The organism is Sideroxyarcus emersonii (assembly GCF_021654335.1).
GTDB classification, from domain to species: Bacteria; Pseudomonadota; Gammaproteobacteria; order Burkholderiales; family Gallionellaceae; genus Sideroxyarcus; species Sideroxyarcus emersonii.
In genome coordinates this window covers 1,084,550-1,110,000 of sequence record NZ_AP023423.1, presented here as the reverse complement: position 1 = coordinate 1,110,000, position 25,451 = coordinate 1,084,550, and the positions used below count along the sequence as shown (strand labels likewise).

Below are 25,451 nucleotides of genomic sequence, written 5' to 3'. Positions count from 1 at the left end.
ACGCGCCGAGGGCAGCATCAAGAATCTGCAGGACGTGCGCAACATCGTCATCGCCAGCCCCGGCAACAATCCCATCCGCGTCAGCGATATCGCCCAGGTACGCATCGGCAGCCTGACGCGTTACGGCGTGGTAACCCAGGATGGCAAAAGCGAAGCGGTGGAAGGCCTGGTGCTGGGGTTGCGCGGCGCAAACGCCCAGAAAGTGGTGGAAGGCGTAAGCGCCAAGCTCGCCGAGCTTGCACCCAGCCTGCCCCAGGGAGTGACCACCAAAGTATTCTACGACCGCGGCAGCTTGGTGCAGCGTGCCATCGGCACGGTCTCCAAGGCGCTCACCGAAGCCATCGTGCTGGTGGTGATCCTGCTGGTTCTGTTCCTCGGCAATCTGCGAGCCGCCCTAGTGGTCGCGTTGACGCTGCCATTGGCGGTGCTCATCACCTTCATCCTGATGCAGCAGTTCGGCATGTCCGCCAACCTGATGTCGCTGGGCGGCCTTGCCATCGCCATCGGCATGCTGGTCGATGCGGCGGTCGTAGTGGTGGAGAACATCATCAGCCACCTGGGCAGGAAACGGCAACACATCCCGCACCTGCACGTCATCTTCAGCGCCGTGAAAGAGGTGATCCCGCCAGTCGCCGCCGGCGTCGCCATCATCATCATCGTGTTCCTGCCCTTGATGACGCTGCAGGGACTGGAAGGCAAGCTGTTCATCCCGGTGGCGCTGACTATCGTGTTCGCCCTGACCGCCTCGCTGCTGATGTCGCTGACCGTCATCCCGATGCTGGCTTCTTTTCTGCTGAAGAGCGCCCATCATGAAGATCCGTGGCTGGTACGCAAATCCCTGCAAGTCTATACGCCGCTGCTCAATCTGGCGCTGCGTCATGAACGCAGGATACTCACTGCAGCAGTCGTCTCGCTGCTGATGACCGGTGTCGTCTATACCTTTATCGGCAAGACCTTCATGCCCGAGATGGACGAAGGGGACATCATCATGCAGACCACCAAGCTGCCCTCCATCAACCTGGCACAGACGGCTGATATCGACCAGCGCGTACAAACCGCCATCCTCAAAGCGGTGCCCGAAGTGAAAAGCATCGTCTCCCGCGCCGGTGCAGACGAGCTGGGCCTCGACCCGATGGGCTTGAACGAGACCGACAACTTTCTCGTGCTGAAGCCCCAGGCAGAATGGCGTTCGCAGGACAAGAACGCCATCATCGACGATATCCGCAAGGTCATGGCCGATTTCCCGGGACTGGAATACAGCTTCACCCAGCCCATCTCCATGCGCGTTTCCGAAATGCTCACCGGCACACGAGGCGACGTCGCCATCAAGGTATTCGGCTCCGACATCATCAAGCTCAACGAACTCGCCGAAAAGATCGTCAAGGTGGTCGGCGGCATCAAAGGCAGCGAAGACGCCTACACGGTGAAGAACAACGGCGTGCAGTACTTTCGCGTGGTCATCGACCGCCTTGCCGCAGGTCGCCTGGGACTGAGCGTCGACGATATCAGCAACACGCTGCGCACCCAGGTAGAGGGACGCCAGCTCGGCACCGTGATCGAAGACGGGCGGCGCACGCCCTTGCTGGTGCGCGGCGAGGCGGACGTACAGCAATCGCCCGCACTCTTCTCCGCGCTGACCCTGCCGCTGACCAACGGCCAAAGCGTCCCGCTCTCCGTGGTCGCCAAACTGGAACGCGCCGACGGGCCGGTGAAGGTGGACCGGGAAAACGGCAAGCGCATGGTGGTGATACAGACCAATGTACGCGACCGCGACCTGGTCGGATTCGTGGATGAAGCCAAAGCGGCCATCGCCGCGCAGGTGCAACTGCCCGAAGGCTACCGCATCACCTGGGGCGGCCAGTTCGAGAACCAGCAACGTGCAGCCACCAGACTGGCGATCGTAATACCGGTTGCGCTCGGCCTGATCTTCATGCTGCTGTTCGCCACGTTCGGCTCGGTACGCCAGTCGGTACTGGTGCTCACCAACATCCCGTTCGCGCTCATGGGCGGGGTATTCGCCCTGTGGGTCAGCGGCGAATACCTGTCCGTCCCGGCCTCGGTCGGATTCATCGCACTGCTCGGTATTGCGGTGCTGAACGGCGTGGTCATGGTGTCCTACTTCAACCAGCTGCACGCCGAGGGCATGGACATCACGCAGGTCATCCTGGAAGGCGCCAAGCGCCGCCTGCGCCCGGTACTGATGACCGCCAACATCACCGCCTACAGCCTCTTGCCGGTGCTGTTTGCCCACGGCCCCGGCTCCGAGATCCAGAAGCCGCTGGCTATCGTTGTGATGGGCGGACTGATCAGCTCCACCACCCTCACGCTGTTCATGCTGCCCATCCTGTACCGTCGTTTCGGCCTTGAGTCACCGAGGAAAATGCTATGAGAGAAATGAACTGCTGTTTGACGCTGGTCAGCCATCGCACGATGGAAGAACGCCTGGTCAGCCACCTGCTGGAGCATCCGGAATGGGTGCACGGTTTCGTCATGCACCAGGCGGAGGGCGGCAGCCAGAAGGAAAAACTGCCCAGCATGATCGAACAGGTGCGCGGCCGTTCGCAACGCGTCGTGTTCCAGGCCGTCATGGACCTGGCCGATGCGCGTGCACTGGTCGCCCACCTCAAGCAGATCGAGAGCAATCCGGAGATCGCCTACTGGATCACCCCCGTCATCGAATTCGGGAGACTGGAATGAGGGCAATACTTCTCATCGCACTTTCCCTGCTTGCCCTTCCGGCGCATGCCGCCGATCCGACCTACCCCGACCTGCCGCCGCACGACCAGGTTGATATGGCGCTGGAAAGCCATATCAACGTCATGACCGCGGAGACCGGCGTCAGGATCGAACAGGTCAACCAGCGCAAATGGGAAAGCGGCAACTATGAATTCAGCCTGCGTACCGGCTCATACCAGCGGCAGATCGGAGTTCCCAACCAGCACCTGAAGGAATGGGATGTCACCCTGGAGCGTCCGGTGCGACTGATCAACAAGGTGCTGATCGACAGCGACATCGGCCAGGAAGTCGTGACGCGCGCCAATTTCGCGCTGGGAGATGCACGGCATGAGGCGGGACGCACGCTGCTGCACCTGTGGTTCAACTGGCAGCGCGAGCAGATGCAGGTAACGCAATGGCAGCAGCAGGTGGAGAACCTCACGCAGCAGGCGCAAACCACAGACAAGCGCCTGAAATCGGGGGATGCGCCGCGCATGGAGCTCAGCCAGGCCAATGCCGCCGTCGCACAGGCGACGGTCGCGCTGCAGCAAGCCAGGATGCGTGCAGAACTGGCCGGCAACGAACTGTCGCGCCAGTTCCCCTCGATCGTCCTGCCGCAGCGCCTCGCCAGCACGGAACCGCAACCGATCACGGAAGACCTGGATTACTGGAAACAGATCATCACCAACGACAACCACGAGCTGGAAATGGTCCGCTCCGAACGGCGCATCCAGCAGATGCTGGCGCAACGCAGCCGTGCCGATCGCGTCCCCGACCCCACCGTCGGCCTGCGCTTTTCGAGCGAAATGGGCGGCAACGAAAAAGTATCCGGGGTCTTCCTTTCCATCCCGCTGTCGTTCGGATTGCGCAGTGCCAATGCCGAAAATGCAGAATACCAGGCACAGATAGCCGGCGACCGCGAGAATGCGGTACGGCGACGCCTGGATGGCGACGTCTACGCCGCCTATACGCAAGCGGTCAACAGTTACCAGATCTGGCAGCAGGCGAGCGAGGCTGCCGCCAGCATCCGCCAGAATGCCGACCTGGTCTCGCGCGCCTATAGCCTGGGCGAGAGCAGTCTCACCGAAACGCTGACGGCACGCCGCCAGGCGCTCGAGTCCACCCTGTCCGAGAACCTCTCGCGGCTGGATGCCAACGAAGCCCGCTATCGCCTGTTGCTCGATGCCCATCAGCTGTGGAGCTCGGACAACGACCCGCACAAGGTGCACTGATGTCATCCCAGGACCTGATAGGCGCGATCGCCGCCACACTCACCACCTGCTCGTTCATCCCGCAGGTGTGGCGGGTATGGCAGACCCGGCACACCAAGGATATCTCGCTGCTCATGTACGCCTTCTTCACCATCGGCGTCGCACTCTGGCTGGCATACGGCATCCTGCTTGGTTCCTGGCCGATCATGCTCGCCAATGGCATCACCTTGGTCCTGGCAGGGACAGTGCTGGTATTAAAATTACGTTTCGGTTGAATCGCCATTTTGCTGGGTTACAATTCCCGCATCGACCCAGGATACTGTTTCCCTTGCTATGCTAAAAAAAATACATGTGCGCGATATCCGCTCAGGCATGTTCATCAACGAGATATGCGGCAGCTGGATGGAGCACCCGTTCTGGAAAAAATCCTTCCTGCTCTCCGCTCCTGAAGACCTCAAAACGCTGCAAACCTGCGGCATCCAGGAAGTCTGGATCGACACCGAGAAGGGACTGGATGTCGAAGGCAAAGTGATCTCCCCCTCAAAGGAAGAGGAGGAACGAAAGGTCGAGGCCGAACTCAAGAAGGTCGCCACGGCGAACCGGGTAGTGCAACGTGTCCCGGTCCAGAACGAAGTACAGCGCGCACGGGCCATCCTGTCGAAAGGCAAGGCAGCCGTCACCTCGATGTTCAACGAAGCGCGCATGGGCAATGCCATCAGCGTCAGCGATGCCGAACCGCTGGTAGACGAGATCAGCAGTTCCATCGAGCGCAACCCGGAAGCCTTCCTCAACCTGGCGCGGCTCAAGAACGTCGACGATTACACCTACCTGCACTCGGTCGCCGTCTGCGGCCTGATGATCGCGCTGGGCAAACAGCTGGGCCTCAGCGGACGCGACCTGAAGGATGCCGGCATCGCCGGACTGATGCATGATGTCGGCAAGGCGCTGATCCCGAACGAAGTGCTCAACAAGCCCGGCAAGCTGACCGACGAGGAGTTCGAGATCATCAAGACCCACCCGCGCAAGGGCTGGGAAATACTGAACATCGCCGAAGGCGCAAACGAAGTGGCGCTGGATGTCTGCCTGCACCACCATGAACGCGTGGACGGCACCGGCTACCCGGACCGCATCTCCGGCGAGCCGCTGACGCTGTTCGCCCGCATGGGGGCAGTGTGCGACGTATATGACGCACTCACCTCCAATCGCTGCTACAAGAACGGATGGGAACCGGCCGAGACGATCCGCAAGATGGCGGAGTGGCGGAACGGACATTTCGACGAGCGGGTGTTCCAGGCCTTCGTCAAGACCATCGGCATCTATCCCTCGGGCACCTTAGTAAGGCTCAAGTCAGGAAGATTGGCTATAGTCATCGAGCAAACCGAAAAAAGCCTGCTGACACCTATCGTCAAAGCCTTCTTCTCGACCAAGTCCAACGAGCCGATCATGCCGGAAATGATAGACTTGAGCAGGTCGCGTGAAAGCATCGCTGGCGCCGAAGACCCCGCGCAATGGGGCTTCGACCTGAAGCAGATCGCAGGTTTTTAGCAATCAACCATTACTTGGGGAGTCGACAATGTCCAATATCCAGTCCATCCTGCACGAAACACGCGTGTTCAATCCTTCAGACGATTTCGTCAAGCAAGCCAATGTATCCGGCATGGCCGGCTACCGGGCGATGTGCGATGCGGCGGCCAAGGACTATGCCGGTTTCTGGGCCAACCTCGCACGCGAGACCATCCTCTGGCACAAGCCCTTCACCAGGAGCCTGGACGAAAGCAAAGCCCCGTTCTACAAGTGGTTCGAGGACGGCGAACTGAACGTCTCCTACAACTGCCTGGACAAACACCTGGGCACGCAGCCGGAAAAGACCGCGATCATCTTTGAAGCGGACGACGGCAAAGTCACCAAAGTCAGCTATCGTGAATTGCACGCCCGCGTGTGCCAGTTCGCCAACGGCCTGAAATCGCGCGGCATCAAGAAAGGCGATCGCGTGATCGTCTATATGCCGATGAGCGTGGAAGCCGTGATCGCCATGCAAGCCTGCGCCCGTATCGGCGCGATCCATTCCGTGGTGTTCGGCGGTTTCTCCTCCAAGAGCCTGCACGAACGCATCACCGATGCGCAGGCCGTGGCAGTCATCACCTCGGACGGCCAATTCCGCGGCGGCAAGGCAATGGCGCTCAAACCCGCCGTGGACGAGGCACTCGGCCTGGGGGGCTGCGATGCGGTCCACACTGTCGTCGTCTATCGCCGCACCGGCGGCGAAGTGCAATGGAACAGCAAGAACAATATCTGGTGGCACGACCTGGTCGCCGGACAGGGCAGCAGCTGCGAACCCGAATGGGTCGGTGCGGAGCATCCGCTGTTCATCCTCTACACCTCCGGCTCCACCGGCAAACCCAAGGGCGTGCAGCACTCCACCGGCGGTTACCTGCTGGGCGCGATGCTGTCCATGAAATGGGTGTTCGACTACAAGGCTTCCGACATCTTCTGGTGTACCGCCGACGTGGGCTGGATCACCGGCCACAGCTATGTCGCCTACGGCCCGCTGGCCATGGGCGCAACCCAGGTCGTGTTCGAAGGCGTACCGACCTATCCGGATGCAGGACGCTTCTGGAAGATGATCCAGGATCACAAGGTCACCACCTTCTACACCGCACCGACCGCCATCCGCTCACTGATCAAGCTGGGCGGCGACCTGCCCAAGCAATATGACCTTTCCAGCTTGCGCCTGCTCGGCAGCGTGGGCGAGCCGATCAATCCCGAAGCATGGATGTGGTACTACACCGTGGTCGGCCAGTCGCGCTGCCCTATCGTCGACACCTGGTGGCAAACCGAAACGGGCTGCCACATGATCGCCCCGTTGCCCGGCGCCATGCCGATCAAACCGGGCACCTGCACCCTGCCGCTGCCCGGCATCATGGCCACCATTGTCAACGAAGCGGGCGATGAAGTGTTCGACCAGCACGGCGGGTTCCTCGTCATCAAGAAACCGTTCCCATCGCAGATCCGCACCATCTGGGGCGATCCGGAACGCTACAAGAAAGGCTACTTCCCCGAAGAGATGAAGGGCGCCTACCTGGCCGGCGACTCCGCGCACCGCGACGAAGACGGCTACTTCTGGATCATGGGCCGTATCGACGACGTGCTGAACGTCTCCGGCCACCGTCTGGGTACCATGGAGATCGAATCTGCGCTGGTCGCCAATCCCCTCGTCGCCGAAGCGGCTGTGGTCGGCAAGCCGCACGAGATCAAAGGCGAGGCCGTGGTGGCTTTCGTGGTGCTGAAGGGCGCCCGCCCGACGGATGCGGCCACCGCCAAAAAACTGGCCGAAGAGCTGCGCAACTGGGTCGGCAAGGAGATCGGCCCCATCGCCAAACCGGACGAGATCCGCTTCGGCGAAAACCTGCCCAAGACCCGCTCCGGCAAGATCATGCGTCGTTTGTTGCGCGCGGTCGCCAAAGGCGAAGAAATCACCCAGGATGTCTCTACTTTGGAAAACCCGGCCATCCTTGAGCAATTGAAAGAGGTGGTGCGGTAAATCGGCCGGATCCCGGTGCAAGCCAACATGGCGCTCATGCGCCATGTTAAGCGTAGTAGCCGAAGCCAGAATCAGAATCCGCCCCTTGGGCAATTTCCGGCGGCAACGGGATAAAAAACCTATCGGAATCGCATCAGGCAGTTCCACAACTGCCTGATGCAACCCCTTAATTGTATTGACTCATCCACCCCCGTCCGCTACCATCGCGACACTTTTCAACCACTCGGTCGCGCATAGTGTCTTTTAACAAACCGTTAATACTGGCCCTCAGCGCCGTACTCAGCTGCACCGTTGCCATAGCCTCCAGGGCGGATACCGCCTTGGCGATGAATAGTCCCGAACTGACTGCGCATCCAGCACAGACCGTTACCACCGGAGCACCCCTACCCCAAATAAACGCCGCGCCCGCAGCCACCGCTCAATCTGCCCAGAGTGCCGTCCCCCAGGTCGGCACCATGTCGCAAGCTGTGCCTGCCGTTGCGGCTTCCGGCATTCCCGCTGCGCCCGACAGCCACTCCATTGCTGCGACAGCAAATGACGAACCGGAGACGCAAGCGCCCGCCCCGATACGCGAAGCCATGATCGTCGCACCGGAGTATTCCAATGGCGACCTGTGGCAGCGCATCCGTGCCGGCTTCGCCATGCATGACCTGAACAGTCCGCTGATCAAGCGCCATGAAAAGTGGTACGCCAACCATCCGGATTATGTCCTTCGCATGAGCGAGCGTGCGCAACGCTACCTGTTCTACATCATGGAAGAAGTGGATCGCCGCGGCATGCCGTCCGAGATCGCCCTGTTGCCGATCATCGAAAGCGCATTCAATCCGAGTGCCAATTCGATCGCCAGCGCCTCCGGCATCTGGCAATTCATCCCGTCCACCGGCAAGCACTTCGGCATGGAACAGAACTGGTGGCACGACGGCCGTCGCGACATCATCGGCGCAACCAACGGCGCACTGGATTACCTGCAGAAGCTGCATGACCAGTTCGGCGACTGGGAACTCGCGCTGGCCGCCTACAACTGGGGCGAGAACGGCGTCACCCGCGCGCAGGCCTACAACCGCAAGCACCACAAACCGACCGATTATGCGCATCTCAGGATGCCGCGCGAAACGCGCAACTACGTGCCCAAACTGCTGGCCGTGAAGAACATCGTGGCCGACCCGGCGCGTTTCGGATTGCAATTGGCCAAGATCCCCGATGAACCCTATTTCGCCACCGTCGCCACCTCGCAGCACATCGACGTAAAGGTCGCTGCCGAACTGGCCGACATCTCGATGGACGAATTCATGGCGCTCAACCCCGGCCATAACCGTCCGGTGATCCTGCAGGAAAAGGACGGCGACAACGTGCTGCTGCTGCCGGTGGACAAGGTCGACACCTTCCGTAGCAATCTGGCAAAGACCAACCAGCGCCTGGTCTCGTGGCAACCCTATGAAAGCAAGAAAGGCGAGAGTTTCGAGAATATCGCCACCCACTTCGGCCTGACCCTGGCCGAGTTGCGCGCCGCCAACGGCCTGTCCAAATATGCGCAGGAGAGCAACGGCCAGACCCTGCTGGTCCCCATCGGGGACGAGGAACCGGCCGCACAGTTCGCCGCCTTCAACATGCAGCCTTCCGCCATCGCCGAGATGTACGGCTCCGTGCGCTACACCGTGCGCAAAGGCGACACCATCTCCACGATCGCCCGCCGCTTCCATGTCAGCCAGGCGCAGTTACGCGAATCGAATCACGGCAGCGCGCACCTGCGCGTGGGCCAGCACTTCAATATCGTGCTGGCAGATCACCACCGCAGCTATCGCAAACGCAATATCGTGGCAGCCAAGGCCAAGCGCTCCAAACGCAAAACGGCCAACGTGAAAGTCGCCTACAACCGCTAACCCCTAACCATACAGATGGCAGCGCACGTCATGCGTTGCGCTGACCCTCGTCACGTCTGGATAGCGTGCGCATACCGGCATCGCATGCCGGCATCGCGGCGCGAAATGGCAGCCCGACGGCGGATTCGCCGGCGACGGCAGGTCGCCTTCCAGCTTGACGACAGCCCTGTCGCGGCCGTCGATGCGCGGCATCGCCGCAAGCAGCGCCTGGGTATAGGGATGCCTGGGGGCATGCATCACTTCCGTCGTCATGCCCCGCTCGACGATACGGCCGAGATACATCACGCACACCTCATGAGCCAGATACTCCACCACCGCCAGATTGTGGGTGATGAAGAGATAGCTGAGTCCCAGTTCCTGCTGCAGCGATTCAAGCAGGTTCAGTATCTGCGCCTGCACGGACACATCCAGCGCACTGGTCGGCTCGTCGCAGATCAGCAACTGCGGCGACACGGCCAATGCGCGTGCGATGGCGATGCGCTGCCGCTGTCCGCCCGAAAATTCGTGCGGGTAACGCCATTTTGCATCGCGCGCCAGGCCGCACCGGTCCAGCAATCCATCAATATGCCGCTGCCGGGCTGCGCTGTCGCCGCCAATCTTCAGCGCACTCATGCCCTCTTCCAGTATCTCCGCTACGCGCATCTTGGGATTGAGTGACGCATAAGGATCCTGGAACACCATCTGCATCGCTGCCCGAGCGGTGCGCGCACCGCCCAGCGTCTGCCCGCCGAACTGGATACTGCCGGCAGTGGACGGGATCAATTGCAGCAACGCCTTGCCCAGCGTGGTCTTGCCGCAACCGGATTCCCCCACCAGCGCCAGCGTGCGGCCTTGCGGAATGGACAACGACACGCCATCCACCGCCCTCACCTGTCCGGCCACCTGCTGCAGCAGTCCTTTGCGGATGGGGAAATGGACTTGCAGATTTTCGACCTGCAAGAGGGCCGAGGGCCGAGGGCCGAGTACTGAGCCCCCTTCTCCCGCAAGCGGCGACGAGGTTGGCGGAGCAGGAAACCCGGTCCTCGGTCCTCGATCCTCGACCTTGCTGTAAAGATGGCACCTCACTCCGCGTCCATCGTCCATTGTCCAGCCCGGAGCCTGCTCGCGGCACAACGCCCAGGCCTGGTCGCAGCGGGGTGCGAAGCGACAGCCCTGGGTAATGCTGCCCAGCGGCGGCACGCTGCCGGAGATGGCGCTCAACGGTTGTCCGACACGCCCTGCGCTCGGCAATGCGGCGAACAGCTTTTGCGTATAAGGATGCAACGGCGCTGCAAACAATTGTTCGCGGCTCGCCTGCTCGACGATCTGCCCGGCATACATCACACCGACACGATGCGCGGTCTCTGCCACCACGCCCAGATCATGCGTGATCAGCAGCATCGCCATTCCGGTCCGGTCCTGCGTGTCGCGCAACAGTTGCAGTACCTGTGCCTGTATTGTCACATCCAGGGCGGTGGTCGGTTCGTCGGCGATGAGCAGCTTGGGGCCGCCGGCCAGCGCCATGGCGATCATCACGCGCTGCTTCATGCCGCCGGAAAGCTGGAACGGATACTCATGCAGCCGCCGCCCTGCATCGGGGATGCCGACCTGATCGAGCAGTTCGATACAACGCCCAGCGGCCTCCGCACCATGCATGCCCTGATGCAGCGCCAGCACCTCGGCGATCTGCCCGCCCACGGTCATCACCGGATTCAGGCTCAACCCGGGCTCCTGGAAGATCATCGCCATCCTGCCGCCGCGGACCTCGCGCATCTCGCGCTCGTGCAGACCGAACAGTTCCATCCCGCCCATCCGGGCCACGCCGCCCGCATTCACCACGCCGTCCGGCAGCAAACGCATCAACGTGAGCGCCGTCATCGACTTGCCGCAGCCGGATTCGCCCAGCAACGCAAAGGTCTCCCCCGCCGCGATCTCGAACGAAACACCGTCGACAATATGCGCACCTCCGCGCAATCGCGTGGAAAGATCCGCAACCGCAAGCAGGGCGTCATCGTGAGCGCGTTGCGTCACGCCTTGCCCTCCGTCCGGTTCAGGCGCGGATCGAACGCATCGCGCACCGCATCGGCAAACAGGTTGGCCGCCAGCACCAGCACCAGCATGAAACCGAATGCCGAAGCCAGCGCCCACCACACCATCGGCTCGCGCCCCATCTCCAGGCGCGCGGCGTTGATCATGGTGCCGAAGCTGATCATGGTGGGATCGACACCGACGCCGACGTAGGACAGCACCGCTTCGGCCAGCACCAGCGCGGAAAAATCCATCACCAGCGAGATCAGCACGATGTGCATCACGTTCGGCATGATGTGGCGTGCCAGGATGCGCATCGAAGACACGCCGAACGATTGCGCTGCCTGGATATATTCCATCTCGCGCAGTTTCAGCGTCTCGCCGCGCAACAGGCGGCACAAGCCGGTCCAGCTCGTCACACCGAGGATCAGGCACAGGAATACCAGCCTGAGATCGGCGCGGGCGGCGGTGGTATCGAACCATTGCGGATGCATATCGATGGTCACCTGCATCATCAGCACTGCCGCCGCGATCAGCAGCACGCTGGGAATGGAGCTCAGCACGGTGTAGACATACTGGATGACGTCGTCCACCCAGCCGCGGAAATAGCCTGCCGCCACGCCGAGGAACAACGACAAGGGCAGCGTCACCAGCGTCGTCACCGTGCCGATGATGAGTCCGGTGCGGATGCTCTTCAACGACAGGTACAAGACATCCTGCCCCACCTTGTCGGTACCGAGCACGTGGTAGACGGTGGCGAGATTGGCGATCGCCCCGATCAGCGGAGCGACCAGCAGCAGCGCAACGAGCAAGGCACGCTGCTTCGTCCGGCGCCTGGCCAGCATCGCCAGCACGAAGCCCGCCAGCAACCCTGCAGCTCCTCCAGCCAGCCCCCGCCTCGCCATATCCGCATCCCGTTGCGACACGTCCGCCAGGTGCGCCCCTCCGAATTGCAACCGGGGATAGTCGCGCACGATGTGGCCCTGCGCATCCATCACGCCTTCCTTGGCATACAGCGTGAGGGCGAACGGTGCCGAATAGGTCTTCTCGGTATGCGTGCGCAACGGCCCGGCCAGCCTGTCAAACACGCTCAATACCTCGGGCGAATAGACCTTGTCGCTGCCGCTGGTTTGCGGCAGTGCCGGGCGGAAATGCAGCGTATCCAGCAAGCCGACCAGCAGGAACAGGGACAGCACCAGCAGCGATACCATCGCCATGCGGCTGTTTGCCACGCGCCGCCACGGCAGCGACAGATGCTCGCGCTGCCTGATATACCAGGCACTCGCCGCACCTGCCGCCAGCAGCAGGAACACCAGTGCGTCGCTCCACAGGATGACAGGCATGAAACTCACAGAACGCCCCGCCCCGTCATTGCAGCCTCACCCTGGGATCGACCACCGTATAGGAAAGATCGGTCAGGATCAGCCCCGCGATGTACAGCACCGAGCCGAGGAACACCATCGCGCGCACGATGCTGAAATCCTGCGCGTTGATCGCATCGATGGTGTAACTGCCCAGGCCGGGAATGCCGAAGAAGGATTCGGTCAGCAGGCTGCCCATGAACAGCAACGGGATGACCACCACCACACCGGTCAGGATCGGGATCATCGCGTTCTTCAGCACATGCGCGAACAGCACGCGCAACTCGGACAGGCCCTTGGCGCGGGCCGTGCGCACATAGTCCTTGCCGATCTCTTCAAGGAAGATGGTGCGATACCAGCGGCTGCTGGAACCGATGCTGCCCGCCACGCCGATGACGATGGGCAGCACCACGAATTTGATGCTGTCCAGCCCGCCCGCATAGCCCGAGATGGGCACCAGGTGCCACAGCTTGCTGACCAGGAACTGCCCGCCGATGATGTAGAACAGGCCGGACACCGACATCAGCACCACGCACAACGCCACCCCTGCCGCATCCAGCGCAGTGGCGCGGAACAGCGTCATCAGCAAGGCGAAGCTGACATACACGACCAGCCCGATGAAGAAGGTCGGCAGCGCAATGGCCAGGCTCGGCCACATGCGCGTGGCGATCTCGCGGCTGATGTTGCGCCCGTCGTCGGCGAAGCCGAAATCGAACACGAACATGCTGGCGGATTTCTGCCAGAAGATGGTGTCGGTGAGCCTGGCGGCACCGCTGGCCGCGCCATTGAGCAGCAGCGGCTTGTCGTAACCATGCTGCTGCTTCCATTTATCGATGGCCTCCGGCGTCACCCGCTTGATGCCGAGCTGCATGCGCGCCATGTCATCCGGCGTGTTCACCACGAAGAACAGCGCAAAAGTGAGCAGGTTCACCCCAACCAGGATGGGCACAGCGTAAAGGATGCGGCGGATGAGGTATGCGATCATGAGTGCCGGTATTGTAAGGGCAAACATTGGGCTGCGGGCAAGCACAGGTAGTAGAATGCAGCCATCGTCCCGGACACGCCGGGCCACGCACGAACCAAAGGAAAACCATGCAAGTCGAAATCTGGTCTGACGTCATCTGCCCCTGGTGCTATATCGGCAAGCGCCACTTCGAACAGGCGCTCGCCGATTTCGCGCACAAGGACAAAGTGAACGTGGTCTGGCGCAGCTTCGAACTCGACCCCGACGCTCCGCGCCAGCGCGAAGGCACGCTGCGGGAATATCTGGCGAAGAAATACCACGTCAGCCTGGAAGAAGCTGCAGCGATGAACGAACGCGTCACCTCGGTTGCAAAAGAAGCGGGGCTGGAATACCGCCTCGCCGACGCAAGACCCGGCAACACCTTCGATGCCCACCGCCTGCTGCATTTCGCCGCGTCAAGGCAGCTCGGCGACCGCGCAACCGAACGCCTCATGCATGGCTACTTTTCCAAATCGCTTCCGGTCGGAGAGCGGTCCGCCCTGGCACGCCTCGCGCCGGAGTTCGGCATCACCGAGAACGAGGCAATGACCATGCTGGAAAGCGATGCCTATGCCGGCGAGGTGCGGGCAGACCAGGCACGGGCAGCCAAATTCGGCATTACCGTGGTGCCGTTCTTCGTGTTCGATGAGAAATCCGGCATCTCGGGCGCGCAACCGGTGGAGGTGTTTGCACAGGCACTGCAACAGACCTGGTCGCAGGCAGGTTAGCCTCACCCGTTCTGGCGCGCCTCTTCGCGCTTGCGCAGCATCCGCCACATCCACACGCCGAACAGCAACAGCGCTGCAGCGCCCAGCCACAGCGGCCAGCGCACCGGCTGGTTCCATTCGCGACGCAGGTGATCGCGCTGCGCGGCATCCACGCGCCAGTACTTGAGCTTGTTGAGCGCCATGATGTTGGATTTGACGTTATGCAGCCAGCCGTGCTGCAGCACGTAGTTTTTCGGGTGATAGCCCCACAGCCAGGGCGAATCGCGGCGCAATATCTCCTGCATCTGGTCGATGATCGCCTGCCGCGCCGGACCGTTGTCCATGTTCTTCATCTGCTCGAACAGGCGGTCGAATTCCGGGTTGCTGTAGTTGCTCGCATTTTCGCCGCCGAACTTTACCTTGCCCTGCGGACCGTGCAACAGGAAGAAGAAGTTCTCCGGATCGGGATAGTCGGCGTTCCAGCCGTAGTAATACATCTGCGTATCGCCGCGCCGGATCTTGTCCTGGAAACGGTTGTAGTCGGTGCTGCGCACGTCGAGCTGCACGTCGAGCTTGTCGAACTGCTTGCGCATCCAGTCGAGGCGCGACTTGTTGCCGATGCCGCCGGGCGTGGTATCGAGGTGGATCACCAGCGGCTGGCCGGTCTCCGCATCGACGCCGCCGGGATAACCTGCTTCGGCCAGCAGACGCTGCGCCTCGGCGACGGGCTTCCTTTTCGGGGCGCCATCCACCCAGTCGTACACATAACGGTTGATGCCCTCCTTGCCCTCGCGGTAGCCGAAGATGCCGGGCGGGATGGGCGATTGTGCGGCGATGCCGCGCCCGTTGGCGAAGATGGAGACGAACTCCTCGTAGTCCACGGCGATGGCAATGGCCTGGCGCAATTTGCGCGCGCGCTCGCTTGCCCCCCCGACCACCGGGTCCAGCCAGTTGAAGCCTGAGTAAAGGGTGGAGGTGGCGACCGAAGTGGCAAGCGTAATGCCCTGCGCCTTCATGTCGTCGCTGACATTGGTCTCGCCGCTGACGCTGACCTGCACCGCCTGGTCGAAACTGTCTGAACTGATGCCCGAGGCGTCGTAATAGCCCTGCAGGAACTTGTTCCAGTAGGGGATGGTTTCCTTCTCCAGCGAGAACACGATGCGCTCGATCAGCGGCAGTGGCCGGCCCGCGTCCTGCAGCAGGCCGGCCTGCGCATCGCCGGGCTCGCCTGCGTCAGGGTAGGTCTCGCTGTCGTAATAGGGATTCTTCGTCAGCACCATGCGCCGGTTCGGGTCGTTCTCGGACAGGTAATACGGCCCGCTGCCCACCGGCCACCAGTCCAGCGACAGATTGCGTTCGCGCATCCCGTCCAGCGCATAGAAACGCTCCACCTCCTGCGGCATCGGCGAGAAGAAAGGCATCGCCAGCCAATAGGCGAACTGCGGATATTTGCCGTAGATGGTGATGCGGTAAGTGCTGCCGTCCAGCACCTCCACACCGGGCAGCGGATAGCGGTTCAGGTCGAGAAAACCCGCCGGGTGAGCCTTGGCTGCCGCCTGCAGTTGCGCGGCATACTCCTTGAGCCCGACGATATATTCGCTCATCACGCCGGCGATAGGCGTATGCAAGGCCGGATGGACGAGACGCTTGATCTGGTAAGCGTAATCGGCGGCGGTGACGACGCGCGTTCCGGTCCGGGGAAAATCGCCCAGCGCATGGATGCCGCCCATCGTGCCGGCGTTGAGCATGTAATTCTCCGGCACGAAGGCCGGGTGCGGCTGGTAGCGCATGTTCGGCTTGATATGTATCTCGTACACGCTGTAGGCGATGCGGCCTGCGTCCACCCTGTCGGGCAGGCGGCGATGCTCCTTGTCCAGATAGGTGACCCTGGGCATCGCGCTGGCCGCGAGCGGCACCAGTTGGTAAGGACGCTTCAGGTAATGGTATTGCAGCGGCGGCGCATAGATGAGCGCCAGGAATTCGTATTCGTTCTCGCTGTAGGCCTGCGCCGGATCGAGATGCTTGGGGCGTTCGGTGAACGCCGTGTAAAGGATGGATTTGCCGTCGTCCGCAGCCGGATAGGGATTGTTCCACAGGCCGCCATCGCACGCGGCGAGCAGCAGACACAGCAAGGCGGAATACAGGGATTTCATGGCGCAAGAGTTTAGCCGAAAGGGCTGTCTTCGCGGTAAGATTGCGCAACGATCACCAATGGATGGAAGCGATGAATCAAGATTGGCAGAATTTCCTGACGACGCAAGGCGCGCAAATTCGGGATGGCGTGGTGCAGGATTTCGGCGATGCCGCCGCAGAACGCATCGCCACGCGCGATGGCACCGTACTGTGCGACCTGTCGCAATTCGGCATCCTCAAGGTCTCCGGCGAGGAAGCGCAAGGCTTCCTGCATAACCTGTTCAGCAGCGACGTGAAGGCGCTGTCCCCGCAGCATGCGCAGTACAGCAGCTTCAACACGGCGAAAGGCCGCGCGCTGGCGACTTTCCTGATCTGGCAGGGAGGCAACGACTATTTCCTGCAACTGCCACGCGAACTGCTGGCCCCCATCCAGAAGAAACTCTCGATGTACATCCTGCGTTCCAAGGTGAAGATCGAGAATGCGAGCGAAGCGATAGTGTCGCTTGGGCTCTCGGGGCTAAACGCTAGTGCATTACTGAAAGAGATGGTCGCCCCCCCTCCTGAAGCTGTAATGGCCATGACTTCAGCTACCCATTTCGCGGTCATCCGGTTAGGTGACCAGCGTTTCCAGATCAATGTCGCACCCGATCACGCAGCAGACTTGTGGAAAAAGCTGGGCGGCGCAGCACGCCCGGCCGGTTCCCCCTGCTGGGACTGGCTCAACATCCGCGCCGGCATCCCGATCATCCTGCCGCAGACGCAGGAACAGTTCGTCCCGCAGATGGCGAACCTCGACCTCATCGGCGCAGTGAATTTCAAGAAGGGCTGCTATCCGGGGCAGGAGATCGTGGCGCGCATGCAATACCTCGGCAAGAACAAGCGCCGCATGTATCTGGCACATGCCGAGAGCGGCCAGGCGCCGCAAGCGGGCGATGAATTGTTCAGCATGGAGATGGAAGGCCAGTCCTGCGGCATGGTGGTGAACGCGCAGCCCGCCCCCGGCGGCGGCTACGACCTGCTGGCAGTGATCCAGATCGCCAGCCACGACGCCTTCCCGGTCCATCTGGGCGCACTCACCGGTGCACGACTGCAGTTCCAGCCGCTGCCCTACCCGCTGCCGTGAACCTGCCTGCCCAGCTTTTTCCGGGAGACTGGTTATGGTTGGCTAACTTCGCATTCGGATTCTTCCTCTATCGCGCCGTGCGCCAGGCCCCCTGGCGCACCCTGCTCGACAACGGTGTCATGGTCAATGCGCTGGTCGCCCTGCTGTTCGGCGCATTCATGTTATGGCAGCTCAATGCCGGCTTCCGCCCCGGCTTCAATTTCCACATCCTCGGCTCGACCCTGTTCATGCTGATGTTCGGCTGGCCCATCGCCGGCATCGCCATCACGCTGGTGATGCTCGCCACCTGGCTGCGCGCGGACCTGGGTTTTCTCTCCTTCGGCCTCAATGGCCTGCTGATGATCGCCCTGCCCGTGCTGTTCGGCGACTGGCTGCTGCGCTTGAGCAAGCGCCGCCTGCCCAAGAACCTGTTCCTGTTCGTGTTATGGAACGGTTTTTTTTGCGGGGCACTGTCCATCGTGCTGAATGTGCTGGCCACCACCCTGCTGCTGTTGCTGCTGAGCCACTATACCTGGGCGCAAATCCAGTACCACTATCTCGTCGCCACGCCCATCATCATGATCACGGAAGCCTTCACCACAGGCATGCTGATCACCGCGTTCACGGTCTTCCAGCCGCAGGCGGTGATGAATTTCAGCGATGAGGAATATCTAGCGGGGAAGTAACTTCAGCTTCATCTTCTTGTGCGGCATCCCGGCATCCATGAACTCCTTGCCGTGCTCGACGAAACCGAACTGCTGGTAGAACGGGATGGCATAAGTCTGCGCGTCGACATCCACCTGTTTGTAACCGCGCGAACGGGCTTCGTCGAGCAGGGCCTCGATGATCGCCGTCCCCACCTTCTGCTTGCGCCATTGCGGCAGCACCGCCACACGGCCGATGTGCCCGTTCGGCTGCATGCGGCCGCAGCCGATGGCGTCGCCATTCAGGCTCAGCGCCAGCGCGTGGCGGCATGTGTCGTCCAGGCCGTCCCACTCCAGCTCTGCCGGCACGTTCTGTTCGCGGATGAACACGGCCTCGCGGATGGCACGCAGCAACGGTTCGCCATCGTGCCAGCACACCAGGCTGACTGTGAAAGGTGCACTCATAACTCAGCTCCTGACCTTTCTCCCGCGGCCTCAGGGGCAGCAGGGGAAAGCGTTATTGTTATTCGGACTACCTCATGCCGTGATTTCGACTGCCGTTCCTGCCTGTACCAACTCGAACAATTCGATCAATTCCGCATTGCGCATGCGCACGCAGCCGCGCGAACCCGGTTTGCCCAGTTCCGTGCTGTCGGGCGTGCCGTGGATATAGACATAGCGGCGCATGGTATCGCACGACCCGCCGCGGTTGTAGCCGCTCTCGCACCCCGACAGCCACAGGATGCGCGTCAGGATCCAGTCTCGCCCGGGGTGCTGCGCGCCCAGTTCCGGCGTGTAGATCTCGCCCGTCGGGCGCCGTTTGACGAACACCGCGTTCTCGGGTTGCCCCGCTCCTATCCTGGCGCGTATGACATGCCTGCCGCGCGGCGTGCAATAACTCCCGTTCTCCTCGCCCACGCCGTTCGCCCCCGTGGAGACCGGGTAGCGGCGCAACAGCTTGCCGTTGTCGTCGAACAGTTCCAGCACCTGCTCCCGTATGCTGATGGATATCCTCATGATGCCTTCTGCTGCGCACGGCGCATCGCGAAAAAATCGCTCAGCACGCTGCCGCATTCCTCCGCCAGCACGCCGCCGTGGATGCGCGCGTGATGGTTCAGGCGCGTTTCGGCGAACAGGTTGAACACGCTGCCCGCGGCGCCGGTCTTCGGGTCGTGCGCGCCGAATACCACACGCGAGATGCGGGCATGGAACATGGCTCCGACGCACATCACGCAAGGTTCCAGCGTGACGAAAAGCTCGCAGCCTACCAGCCGATAATTACCGAGATGTTGCGCCGCGTCGCGCAGCGCGGCGATCTCGGCATGGGCCGAGGGATCATGCCGGGAGATGGGCGCATTGCTGCCCCGTCCGACGATCTCGCCATCCTTCACCACCACCGCACCGACCGGAACCTCGCCCGCCCGTGCCGCCTGCCTTGCCAGATCGAGCGCCGCACGCATAAAGACCCTGTCCGTTTCATCGGTTACAACGTCGGGCTGCGCTGGGGGCGGGTTCTGCAGATTCATGTCCGCCATTGTACGGAGAAAATCCGGATTGCCAAACGAGGCACCGGGGCCGAGAATCCGCATATTCCCTTCGGCGGATCGCCCCATGCAAACCCTCCTGGAGAATACGCCGCGCCGGAAGTCGGGACGCGAACAGACGCGGGGCGAAGAGATCGCCAACAGCCTGAGCCACGGCGGCGGACTGATCGCCGCGGTCGTGGCGACCCCGTTCATCATCCTGCATGCGATAGCCCTCAAAGAAACCAGATACCTGGTCGGCGTGAGCATCTTCGCTGCCAGCATGATCCTGCTGTATCTGGGCTCCACCCTCTACCACGCGCTGCCCCCTGGCAGGCTCAAGCATGTCTTCCGCATCATCGAACATTCCGCGATCTACCTGCTGATCGCCGGCACCTATACCCCTTTCACGCTCGGGGTGCTGTACGGCCCATGGGGCTGGACGCTGCTGGGCTTGATCTGGAGCCTGGCGCTGGTCGGCGTGGCGCTGAAGGTACTGAATCGCGCCTCCCATCCCGTCCTGTCCACGGCGCTGTATCTGCTGATGGGATGGCTCATCCTGATTGCGGCAGACCCGCTGTTTACCCGCTTGCCCGTATCCGGCATCGCCTGGCTGGTCGCCGGGGGGCTGGCTTATACCGCGGGCACCGCCTTCTTTACCGCCGATGCGCGCCTGCGCTACGGCCACTTCATCTGGCACCTGTTCGTGATCGCGGGTACCACCTGCCATTATTTCGCGGTGTTCTGGTACGCCGCCTGAGCGCGGAAATTTACGCTTGCCTTGGCGGGGAATTTTGACAACAATGGCGTCAGTTACCGGAGCCTTTGATGCCAAAACAAGCTGTAGCCGACTTCACCCTGCCCGCCACCGGCGGTGTCGATTTCAAGCTCTACCCGATTCGCAGCAGGTCCCTGGTGGTCTATTTCTACCCCAAGGACAGCACGCCCGGCTGCACCACCGAAGCGCAGCAGTTTCGCGACCTGTATCCCGCATACCTGAAGGCGGGATGCGAAATCGTCGGCATCTCGCGCGACAGCATCAAATCGCACGAGAACTTCAAGGCGAAATTCACCCTGCCGTTCGCGCTGCTATCCGATGCGGATGAAACGGTGTGCAACCTGTTCGGCGTGATGAAGCAGAAGATGATGTACGGCAAACAAGTGCGCGGCATCGAGCGCAGCACCTTCGTGCTCGACCAGCACGGCACCATCCGCAAGGAATGGCGCGGACTCAAGGCAGACGGTCACGCCCAGGAAGTTCTCACTTTTGTTCAAACTCTGTAAAGGACGACATGAACGCACGTAAAGCAACAACGGACAGGGACACCAAACTCTTCGTGCTGGACACCAACGTGCTGATGCACGACCCGACCAGCCTGTTCCGCTTCGAGGAACACGATGTCTACCTGCCGATGTTCGTACTGGAAGAGCTGGACAACAACAAGAAGGGCATGACCGAGGTCGCCCGCAACGCCCGCCAGGCCAGCCGCTTCATCGACAACCTGATCAGCGAAAGCGAAGTGCACATCGAGGAAGGTGTCCGCCTGGATGCCCTGGGCAACATGAACGCGACCGGGCGCCTGTTCCTGCAGACCGAGTTCATCTCCAGCCAGTTGCCGGAGAACCTGGCCAACGGCAAAGCCGACAATGCGATCCTTGGCGTGGTCGCCTACCTGCACAAACTGTTCCCGAAGCGCCAGGTCGCCCTGGTGTCCAAAGACATCAACATGCGCATCAAGGCGCGCGCCCTCGGCCTGTCGGCGCAGGACTACTTCAACGACAAGGTGCTGGAAGACACCGACCTGCTCTACACCGGGGTGCGCGAACTGCACCCGGATTTCTGGGAGAAGAACGGCAAGGACATGGTCTCCGGCACGCAAGGCGGGCATACCTTCTACAACATCAAGGGGCCGGATTGCCGCGACCTGCTGGTGAACGAATTCGTGTTCCAGGACGATCCCAGCAACCCGTTCTTCGCCGTGGTGGCAGCCCAGGACAGCAACACGGCGACGCTGCGCACCCTCACCGACTATACGCACAGCAAGAACGCGATCTGGGGCATCACCGCGCGCAACCGCGAACAGAACTTCGTGCTCAACCTGCTGATGAACCCCGAGATCGATTTCGTCACGCTGCTGGGCCAGGCCGGTACCGGCAAGACCCTGCTCACGCTGGCTGCCGGCCTGATGCAGACGCTGGAGCACAAGCTCTATTCCGAGATCATCATGACTCGCGTCACCGTGCCGGTGGGCGAAGACATCGGCTTCCTGCCGGGCACCGAGGAAGAGAAGATGTCGCCGTGGATGGGCGCACTGGACGACAACCTGGACGTGCTCAACAAGTCGGACGACGAAGGCGGCGAATGGGGCCGCGCCGCCACGCGCGACCTGATCCGCTCGCGCATCAAGATCAAGTCGCTCAACTTCATGCGCGGCCGCACCTTCCTCAACAAGTACCTGATCATCGACGAGGCGCAGAACCTGACGCCCAAGCAGATGAAGACGCTGATCACGCGCGCCGGCCCCGGCACCAAGGTGGTGTGCATGGGCAACATCGCACAGATCGACACGCCCTACCTGACCGAAGGCAGCTCCGGCCTGACCTACGTGGTCGACCGGTTCAAGGGCTGGGCGCACAGCGGCCATGTCACCCTGCAGCGCGGCGAACGTTCGCGCCTCGCCGACCACGCTGCCGAAGTGCTATGAGGCTGATCGGCTCGAACACCAGCCCCTACGTGCGCAAGGTGCGCCTGGTGCTGCTGGAAAAGAACCTCCCGCACACCTATGTGGTCGATCCCCCGAGCGACCCGAACAGCGAGGCCTATCGCGTCAATCCGCTCGGGCGCATCCCCGCGCTGATCCTCGACGATGGCACCTGCGTGTTCGATTCGCCCGTGATCGCCGAATATGCGGATACATTGAACGATACCCCCATCCTGATTCCGCGCCACGATGCGCTGGCCAGGATGCGCGTCAAACGCGGCGAAGCGCTGGCGGACGGCATCATGGATTCGGCCGTCGTGGTGCGCGGCGAGCGCCTCCGCCCGATTGAAAAGCAGGACCAGGCCACGCTCGACCTGCACCTGAATGCCATCACACGCACTTTGCAGCACATCGCAGGACAGCTGGGACAGCGCGAATGGTGCGAGGGGGACAACCTCACACTGGCCGACCTGGCGCTGGCCAGCGCGATGATCTATCTCGACTTGCGGCAGCCCGAACGCGACTGGCGCAGCGCGCATCCCAACCTCGCCTCCTGGTTCAACCGGCTCTCCGCACGCCAGAGCGTCAAAATTGCGTTAAAAGAGTGACCGGATTATGAGCACGTTCGACAAATCAGACGATGAATGGCGCGAAGAGCTGACGCCGGAGCAGTATAATATCTGCCGCGAATGCGGTACCGAGCCGGCCTTCTCCGGAGAATACTGGGATTGCCAGGACATCGGCATCTACCGTTGCATCTGTTGCGGTGCGCCGCTGTTCGATTCGGAGACGAAATACGAATCGGGCACAGGCTGGCCGAGCTTCTGGCAACCGATAGACGAAGATGCGATCGCGTACCGCGAAGGAGATCCGCTCGGCATGGATCGCATCGAAGTCTGCTGTGCAGCATGCGATGCGCATCTAGGCCATGTGTTCGAAGACGGGCCCGACCCGACCGGATTGCGCTATTGCATCAATTCGACGGCACTCGCTTTGGATAGAAAATAACAACTATGGCCTGCCCCAGCAGGCTTGAACCAGCGACACCACCCATGAAAATACTTTTTGACCTGTTTCCAGTCATATTGTTTTTTATCACCTTCAAATTCGCGGGGGTGTTCACGGCCACCGCCGCCTCCATCCTGGCGACATTCGCCCAGGTCGCCTGGGTGAAATGCCGCCATGGCAAAGTGGATACCATGCTGTGGGTCAGCCTGGGCATCATCACCGTATTCGGCGGCGCAACGCTGCTGCTGCACAACGAGACCTACATCAAGTGGAAACCGACCGTCCTTTACTGGTTCTTCTCCACCGCCCTGCTGCTCTCTCCCATCCTGTTCAAGAAGAACCTGATGCGTACCCTGCTGCAGGACAAACTGCCCCTGCCCGACTCCACCTGGGTGAATCTCAACCTTGCCTGGGGAGCGTTCTTCGCGGCGCTGGGGGCGCTCAACCTGTATGTCGCATTCAATTTCCAGACCGACACCTGGGTCAACTTCAAGCTGTTCGGCGTGACCGGACTGATCTTCATGTTCATCCTTGCCCAGGCAGCGATGCTGGCAAAATACGTCGAAGCAGACAAGCACAAAGTGCCGGCCGACTGCGCTGAAGAACAGCCCACGGCAACCACTCATACGCACGAAGACAAATAAGGAGCCTTGAGATGCTGTATGCCATCTTCGGAAACGATGTTCCAGACAGCCTGCAGAAACGCATTGCCGCGCGCCCCGCGCATCTCGAACGCCTGCAGGCGTTGCAGAACGAAGGCCGCCTGCTGCTGGCCGGCCCCTTCCCGGCCGTCGATGCACTCGATCCCGGCATGGCGGGCTTTACCGGCAGCCTCATCGTCGCAGAATTCCCCTCGCTCGAAGCGGCCCAGACATGGGCTGCGGCCGACCCCTACATCGCCGCCGGAGTCTATGCACAGGCCGCCGTCAGGCCCTTCAAGAAGGTCTTCCCGGGCTGAACGCCAAGCGTGCTATATTGCGCGTCCAGCCGTTTTCCAACCATCCAAACTTCAACTTTCATAAGGAAAAAAACATGCTGAAATTTTCCAGATTCGCCCTGTTGTCCGCCTTGCTGGCCATTGCCGCAACGGCACAGGCCGACGACAAAGCCGCAGCGATCGTAAACGGCGTATCCATCCCGCAGGCCCGCGTGGATATGCGCGTCCAGGCTGCCATGCAGCAAGGCCAGCCTGACAGTCCGGAACTGCGCAAGGCCATCCGCGACGACATCGTCAATCTGGAAATCATTTCGCAGACCGCCACCAAGAACGGCCTGGACAAACAGCCCGAAGTCGCGCAGCAACTCGAACTGGCCCGTCAGTCCGTGCTGGCAGGCGCGTTCGTACAGGATTACACCAAGAGCCACCCCATCGCCGACGATGTGCTGAAACAGGAATATGAAGCGCTGAAGGCGCGTGTCGGCAACAAGGAATACAAGCTCTCGCACATCCTGGTCGATTCCGAAGACGAAGCCAAGAAGGTGGTTGCGGAATTGAAGAAGAAAGGCGCCAAGTTCGCCAAGATCGCCAAGGCCGAAAGCAAGGATCCCGGCGCCAAGAACAATGGCGGCGACCTGGGCTGGGCGGTCCCCTCCAACTTCGTGCAGCCCTTTGCCCAGGCCGTGCTCAAGCTGAACAAGGGCGAGGTCAGCGCACCGGTACAAACCCAGTTCGGCTGGCACGTCATCAAGCTGGAAGACACGCGCGAACTGAAGGTGCCGACCTTCGAAGAGATCAAGCCCAACCTGGAAAAACGCAAGCAGCAGGAAGCCATCCAGAAAGCGATCGAAGAACTGCGCAGCAAGGCCAAGATCGAATAAGGCGATCCAGCCGCAATGAAAAAGGCGACCCACGGGTCGCCTTTTTCATTGGGTCATCAACTGCCCGTACGGCACCGTGCCGCATCGGCAGCCTGG

General features: G+C 61.6%; 25 protein-coding genes (1 of these 25 cut by a window edge). 18 read left to right on the top strand and 7 right to left on the bottom strand.

Annotated elements, in window-relative coordinates; translation table 11 throughout:
• From L6418_RS05390 to L6418_RS05360, 7 genes are all read left to right on the top strand, one after another.
• A protein-coding gene (locus L6418_RS05390) for an efflux RND transporter permease subunit (protein ID WP_237248705.1) crosses the window boundary here: on the top strand, positions 1-2,389 show its 3' portion. The gene continues 686 nt to the left of window position 1, outside the view; only the last 2,389 of its 3,075 coding nucleotides appear in the window; its start codon lies beyond the left edge, outside the window; its stop codon occupies positions 2,387-2,389.
• Positions 2,386-2,697: a DUF3240 family protein gene (locus L6418_RS05385; protein WP_237248452.1), complete on the top strand. Its 312-nt coding sequence runs from the start codon at positions 2,386-2,388 to the stop codon at positions 2,695-2,697. Before L6418_RS05390 ends, L6418_RS05385 begins: the two co-directional genes overlap by 4 nt.
• A complete protein-coding gene (locus L6418_RS05380) occupies positions 2,694-3,947 on the top strand; it encodes a TolC family protein (protein WP_237248451.1) in 1,254 nt (417 codons plus the stop codon). Before L6418_RS05385 ends, L6418_RS05380 begins: the two co-directional genes overlap by 4 nt.
• Complete coding sequence (locus L6418_RS05375; protein WP_237248450.1) at positions 3,947-4,201, top strand: SemiSWEET transporter; 255 nt, start codon at positions 3,947-3,949, stop codon at positions 4,199-4,201. Before L6418_RS05380 ends, L6418_RS05375 begins: the two co-directional genes overlap by 1 nt.
• A 58-nt stretch (positions 4,202-4,259) precedes the next feature.
• Positions 4,260-5,471, top strand: coding sequence for an HD-GYP domain-containing protein (locus tag L6418_RS05370; protein ID WP_237248449.1), 1,212 nt, complete (start codon positions 4,260-4,262; stop codon positions 5,469-5,471).
• A gap of 28 nt (positions 5,472-5,499) precedes the next feature.
• On the top strand, positions 5,500-7,467 hold the full coding sequence (acs, locus tag L6418_RS05365; RefSeq protein ID WP_237248448.1) for an acetate--CoA ligase: 1,968 nt from the start codon (positions 5,500-5,502) through the stop codon (positions 7,465-7,467).
• A 455-nt stretch (positions 7,468-7,922) separates the two neighbouring features.
• Positions 7,923-9,347 (top strand): transglycosylase SLT domain-containing protein, encoded by a 1,425-nt coding sequence (locus tag L6418_RS05360; protein WP_237248447.1) that lies wholly within the window; start codon positions 7,923-7,925, stop codon positions 9,345-9,347.
• A 3-nt stretch (positions 9,348-9,350) separates the two neighbouring features.
• Here the strand turns inward: L6418_RS05360 and L6418_RS05355 are convergent, their stop codons facing one another.
• From L6418_RS05355 to L6418_RS05345, 3 genes are read right to left on the bottom strand one after another with little or no spacing between them, the layout of a single operon-like run.
• Entirely contained in the window at positions 9,351-11,357 is a 2,007-nt protein-coding gene (locus L6418_RS05355; protein WP_269807831.1) for an ABC transporter ATP-binding protein, read from the bottom strand.
• The gene (locus tag L6418_RS05350; RefSeq protein ID WP_237248446.1) at positions 11,354-12,706 is read right to left on the bottom strand and encodes an ABC transporter permease; all 1,353 of its coding nucleotides are present in this window, start codon (positions 12,704-12,706) and stop codon (positions 11,354-11,356) included. The genes L6418_RS05355 and L6418_RS05350 overlap by 4 nt, the downstream gene beginning before the upstream one ends.
• A 16-nt stretch (positions 12,707-12,722) precedes the next feature.
• Positions 12,723-13,700, bottom strand: a complete 978-nt coding sequence (locus L6418_RS05345) for an ABC transporter permease (RefSeq protein ID WP_237248445.1) — start codon at positions 13,698-13,700, stop codon at positions 12,723-12,725.
• 107 nt (positions 13,701-13,807) lie between these two features.
• Here L6418_RS05345 and L6418_RS05340 point away from each other — a divergent pair, with 107 nt between their 5' ends.
• Complete coding sequence (locus L6418_RS05340) at positions 13,808-14,446, top strand: DsbA family oxidoreductase (RefSeq protein WP_237248444.1); 639 nt, start codon at positions 13,808-13,810, stop codon at positions 14,444-14,446.
• Positions 14,447-14,448: 2 nt separating this feature from the next.
• Here L6418_RS05340 and L6418_RS05335 read toward each other — a convergent pair whose 3' ends face one another.
• Positions 14,449-16,578: an ABC transporter substrate-binding protein gene (locus L6418_RS05335; protein WP_237248443.1), complete on the bottom strand. Its 2,130-nt coding sequence runs from the start codon at positions 16,576-16,578 to the stop codon at positions 14,449-14,451.
• 71 nt (positions 16,579-16,649) lie between these two features.
• On the opposite strand from L6418_RS05335, the gene L6418_RS05330 reads away from it, so the two are divergent.
• Both L6418_RS05330 and L6418_RS05325 read left to right on the top strand, forming a co-directional pair.
• Positions 16,650-17,681, top strand: a complete 1,032-nt coding sequence (locus L6418_RS05330; protein WP_237248442.1) for a folate-binding protein YgfZ — start codon at positions 16,650-16,652, stop codon at positions 17,679-17,681.
• Positions 17,678-18,346 (top strand): energy-coupling factor ABC transporter permease, encoded by a 669-nt coding sequence (locus L6418_RS05325; protein ID WP_269807830.1) that lies wholly within the window; start codon positions 17,678-17,680, stop codon positions 18,344-18,346. Before L6418_RS05330 ends, L6418_RS05325 begins: the two co-directional genes overlap by 4 nt.
• Here L6418_RS05325 and L6418_RS05320 read toward each other — a convergent pair.
• From L6418_RS05320 to tadA, 3 genes are all read right to left on the bottom strand, one after another.
• Positions 18,332-18,769 (bottom strand): GNAT family N-acetyltransferase, encoded by a 438-nt coding sequence (locus L6418_RS05320; protein WP_237248440.1) that lies wholly within the window; start codon positions 18,767-18,769, stop codon positions 18,332-18,334. The two genes, L6418_RS05325 and L6418_RS05320, sit on opposite strands and share 15 nt — an antisense overlap.
• A 72-nt stretch (positions 18,770-18,841) precedes the next feature.
• On the bottom strand, positions 18,842-19,321 hold the full coding sequence (locus L6418_RS05315) for a L,D-transpeptidase (RefSeq protein ID WP_237248439.1): 480 nt from the start codon (positions 19,319-19,321) through the stop codon (positions 18,842-18,844).
• Complete coding sequence (gene tadA, locus L6418_RS05310; protein WP_269807829.1) at positions 19,318-19,830, bottom strand: tRNA adenosine(34) deaminase TadA; 513 nt, start codon at positions 19,828-19,830, stop codon at positions 19,318-19,320. Before tadA ends, L6418_RS05315 begins: the two co-directional genes overlap by 4 nt.
• Positions 19,831-19,915: 85 nt before the next feature.
• On the opposite strand from tadA, the gene L6418_RS05305 reads away from it, so the two are divergent.
• From L6418_RS05305 to L6418_RS05270, 8 genes are all read left to right on the top strand, one after another.
• Positions 19,916-20,587 (top strand): hemolysin III family protein, encoded by a 672-nt coding sequence (locus L6418_RS05305; RefSeq protein WP_237248437.1) that lies wholly within the window; start codon positions 19,916-19,918, stop codon positions 20,585-20,587.
• A gap of 68 nt (positions 20,588-20,655) precedes the next feature.
• Positions 20,656-21,111, top strand: a complete 456-nt coding sequence (locus L6418_RS05300) for a peroxiredoxin (RefSeq protein ID WP_237248436.1) — start codon at positions 20,656-20,658, stop codon at positions 21,109-21,111.
• An 8-nt stretch (positions 21,112-21,119) separates the two neighbouring features.
• Entirely contained in the window at positions 21,120-22,532 is a 1,413-nt protein-coding gene (locus L6418_RS05295; protein WP_237248435.1) for a PhoH family protein, read from the top strand.
• Positions 22,529-23,137, top strand: coding sequence for a glutathione S-transferase N-terminal domain-containing protein (locus L6418_RS05290; protein ID WP_237248434.1), 609 nt, complete (start codon positions 22,529-22,531; stop codon positions 23,135-23,137). Before L6418_RS05295 ends, L6418_RS05290 begins: the two co-directional genes overlap by 4 nt.
• A gap of 7 nt (positions 23,138-23,144) precedes the next feature.
• Complete coding sequence (gene msrB / locus L6418_RS05285) at positions 23,145-23,537, top strand: peptide-methionine (R)-S-oxide reductase MsrB (protein ID WP_237248433.1); 393 nt, start codon at positions 23,145-23,147, stop codon at positions 23,535-23,537.
• Between the two features lie 44 nt (positions 23,538-23,581).
• Positions 23,582-24,181 (top strand): septation protein A, encoded by a 600-nt coding sequence (locus L6418_RS05280; protein WP_237248432.1) that lies wholly within the window; start codon positions 23,582-23,584, stop codon positions 24,179-24,181.
• Between the two features lie 11 nt (positions 24,182-24,192).
• On the top strand, positions 24,193-24,495 hold the full coding sequence (locus L6418_RS05275) for a YciI family protein (RefSeq protein ID WP_237248431.1): 303 nt from the start codon (positions 24,193-24,195) through the stop codon (positions 24,493-24,495).
• 74 nt (positions 24,496-24,569) lie between these two features.
• A complete protein-coding gene (locus L6418_RS05270; protein ID WP_237248430.1) occupies positions 24,570-25,355 on the top strand; it encodes a peptidylprolyl isomerase in 786 nt (261 codons plus the stop codon).
• Positions 25,356-25,451: the final 96 nt, after the last annotated feature.

Bases quoted from the DNA above. Each gene is read 5' to 3' on its own strand.
- L6418_RS05385 (WP_237248452.1), top strand. From the start codon at position 2,386: ATGAGAGAAATGAACTGCTGTTTGACGCTGGTCAGCCATCGCACGATG.
- L6418_RS05380 (WP_237248451.1), top strand. From the start codon at position 2,694: ATGAGGGCAATACTTCTCATCGCACTTTCCCTGCTTGCCCTTCCGGCG.
- L6418_RS05375 (WP_237248450.1), top strand. From the start codon at position 3,947: ATGTCATCCCAGGACCTGATAGGCGCGATCGCCGCCACACTCACCACC.
- L6418_RS05370 (WP_237248449.1), top strand. From the start codon at position 4,260: ATGCTAAAAAAAATACATGTGCGCGATATCCGCTCAGGCATGTTCATC.
- acs (WP_237248448.1), top strand. From the start codon at position 5,500: ATGTCCAATATCCAGTCCATCCTGCACGAAACACGCGTGTTCAATCCT.
- L6418_RS05360 (WP_237248447.1), top strand. From the start codon at position 7,923: ATGTCGCAAGCTGTGCCTGCCGTTGCGGCTTCCGGCATTCCCGCTGCG.
- L6418_RS05345 (WP_237248445.1), bottom strand. From the start codon at position 13,700: ATGATCGCATACCTCATCCGCCGCATCCTTTACGCTGTGCCCATCCTG.
- L6418_RS05340 (WP_237248444.1), top strand. From the start codon at position 13,808: ATGCAAGTCGAAATCTGGTCTGACGTCATCTGCCCCTGGTGCTATATC.
- L6418_RS05335 (WP_237248443.1), bottom strand. From the start codon at position 16,578: ATGAAATCCCTGTATTCCGCCTTGCTGTGTCTGCTGCTCGCCGCGTGC.
- L6418_RS05330 (WP_237248442.1), top strand. From the start codon at position 16,650: ATGAATCAAGATTGGCAGAATTTCCTGACGACGCAAGGCGCGCAAATT.
- L6418_RS05320 (WP_237248440.1), bottom strand. From the start codon at position 18,769: ATGAGTGCACCTTTCACAGTCAGCCTGGTGTGCTGGCACGATGGCGAA.
- L6418_RS05315 (WP_237248439.1), bottom strand. From the start codon at position 19,321: ATGAGGATATCCATCAGCATACGGGAGCAGGTGCTGGAACTGTTCGAC.
- tadA (WP_269807829.1), bottom strand. From the start codon at position 19,830: ATGAATCTGCAGAACCCGCCCCCAGCGCAGCCCGACGTTGTAACCGAT.
- L6418_RS05305 (WP_237248437.1), top strand. From the start codon at position 19,916: ATGCAAACCCTCCTGGAGAATACGCCGCGCCGGAAGTCGGGACGCGAA.
- L6418_RS05300 (WP_237248436.1), top strand. From the start codon at position 20,656: ATGCCAAAACAAGCTGTAGCCGACTTCACCCTGCCCGCCACCGGCGGT.
- L6418_RS05295 (WP_237248435.1), top strand. From the start codon at position 21,120: ATGAACGCACGTAAAGCAACAACGGACAGGGACACCAAACTCTTCGTG.
- L6418_RS05290 (WP_237248434.1), top strand. From the start codon at position 22,529: ATGAGGCTGATCGGCTCGAACACCAGCCCCTACGTGCGCAAGGTGCGC.
- msrB (WP_237248433.1), top strand. From the start codon at position 23,145: ATGAGCACGTTCGACAAATCAGACGATGAATGGCGCGAAGAGCTGACG.
- L6418_RS05280 (WP_237248432.1), top strand. From the start codon at position 23,582: ATGAAAATACTTTTTGACCTGTTTCCAGTCATATTGTTTTTTATCACC.
- L6418_RS05275 (WP_237248431.1), top strand. From the start codon at position 24,193: ATGCTGTATGCCATCTTCGGAAACGATGTTCCAGACAGCCTGCAGAAA.
- L6418_RS05270 (WP_237248430.1), top strand. From the start codon at position 24,570: ATGCTGAAATTTTCCAGATTCGCCCTGTTGTCCGCCTTGCTGGCCATT.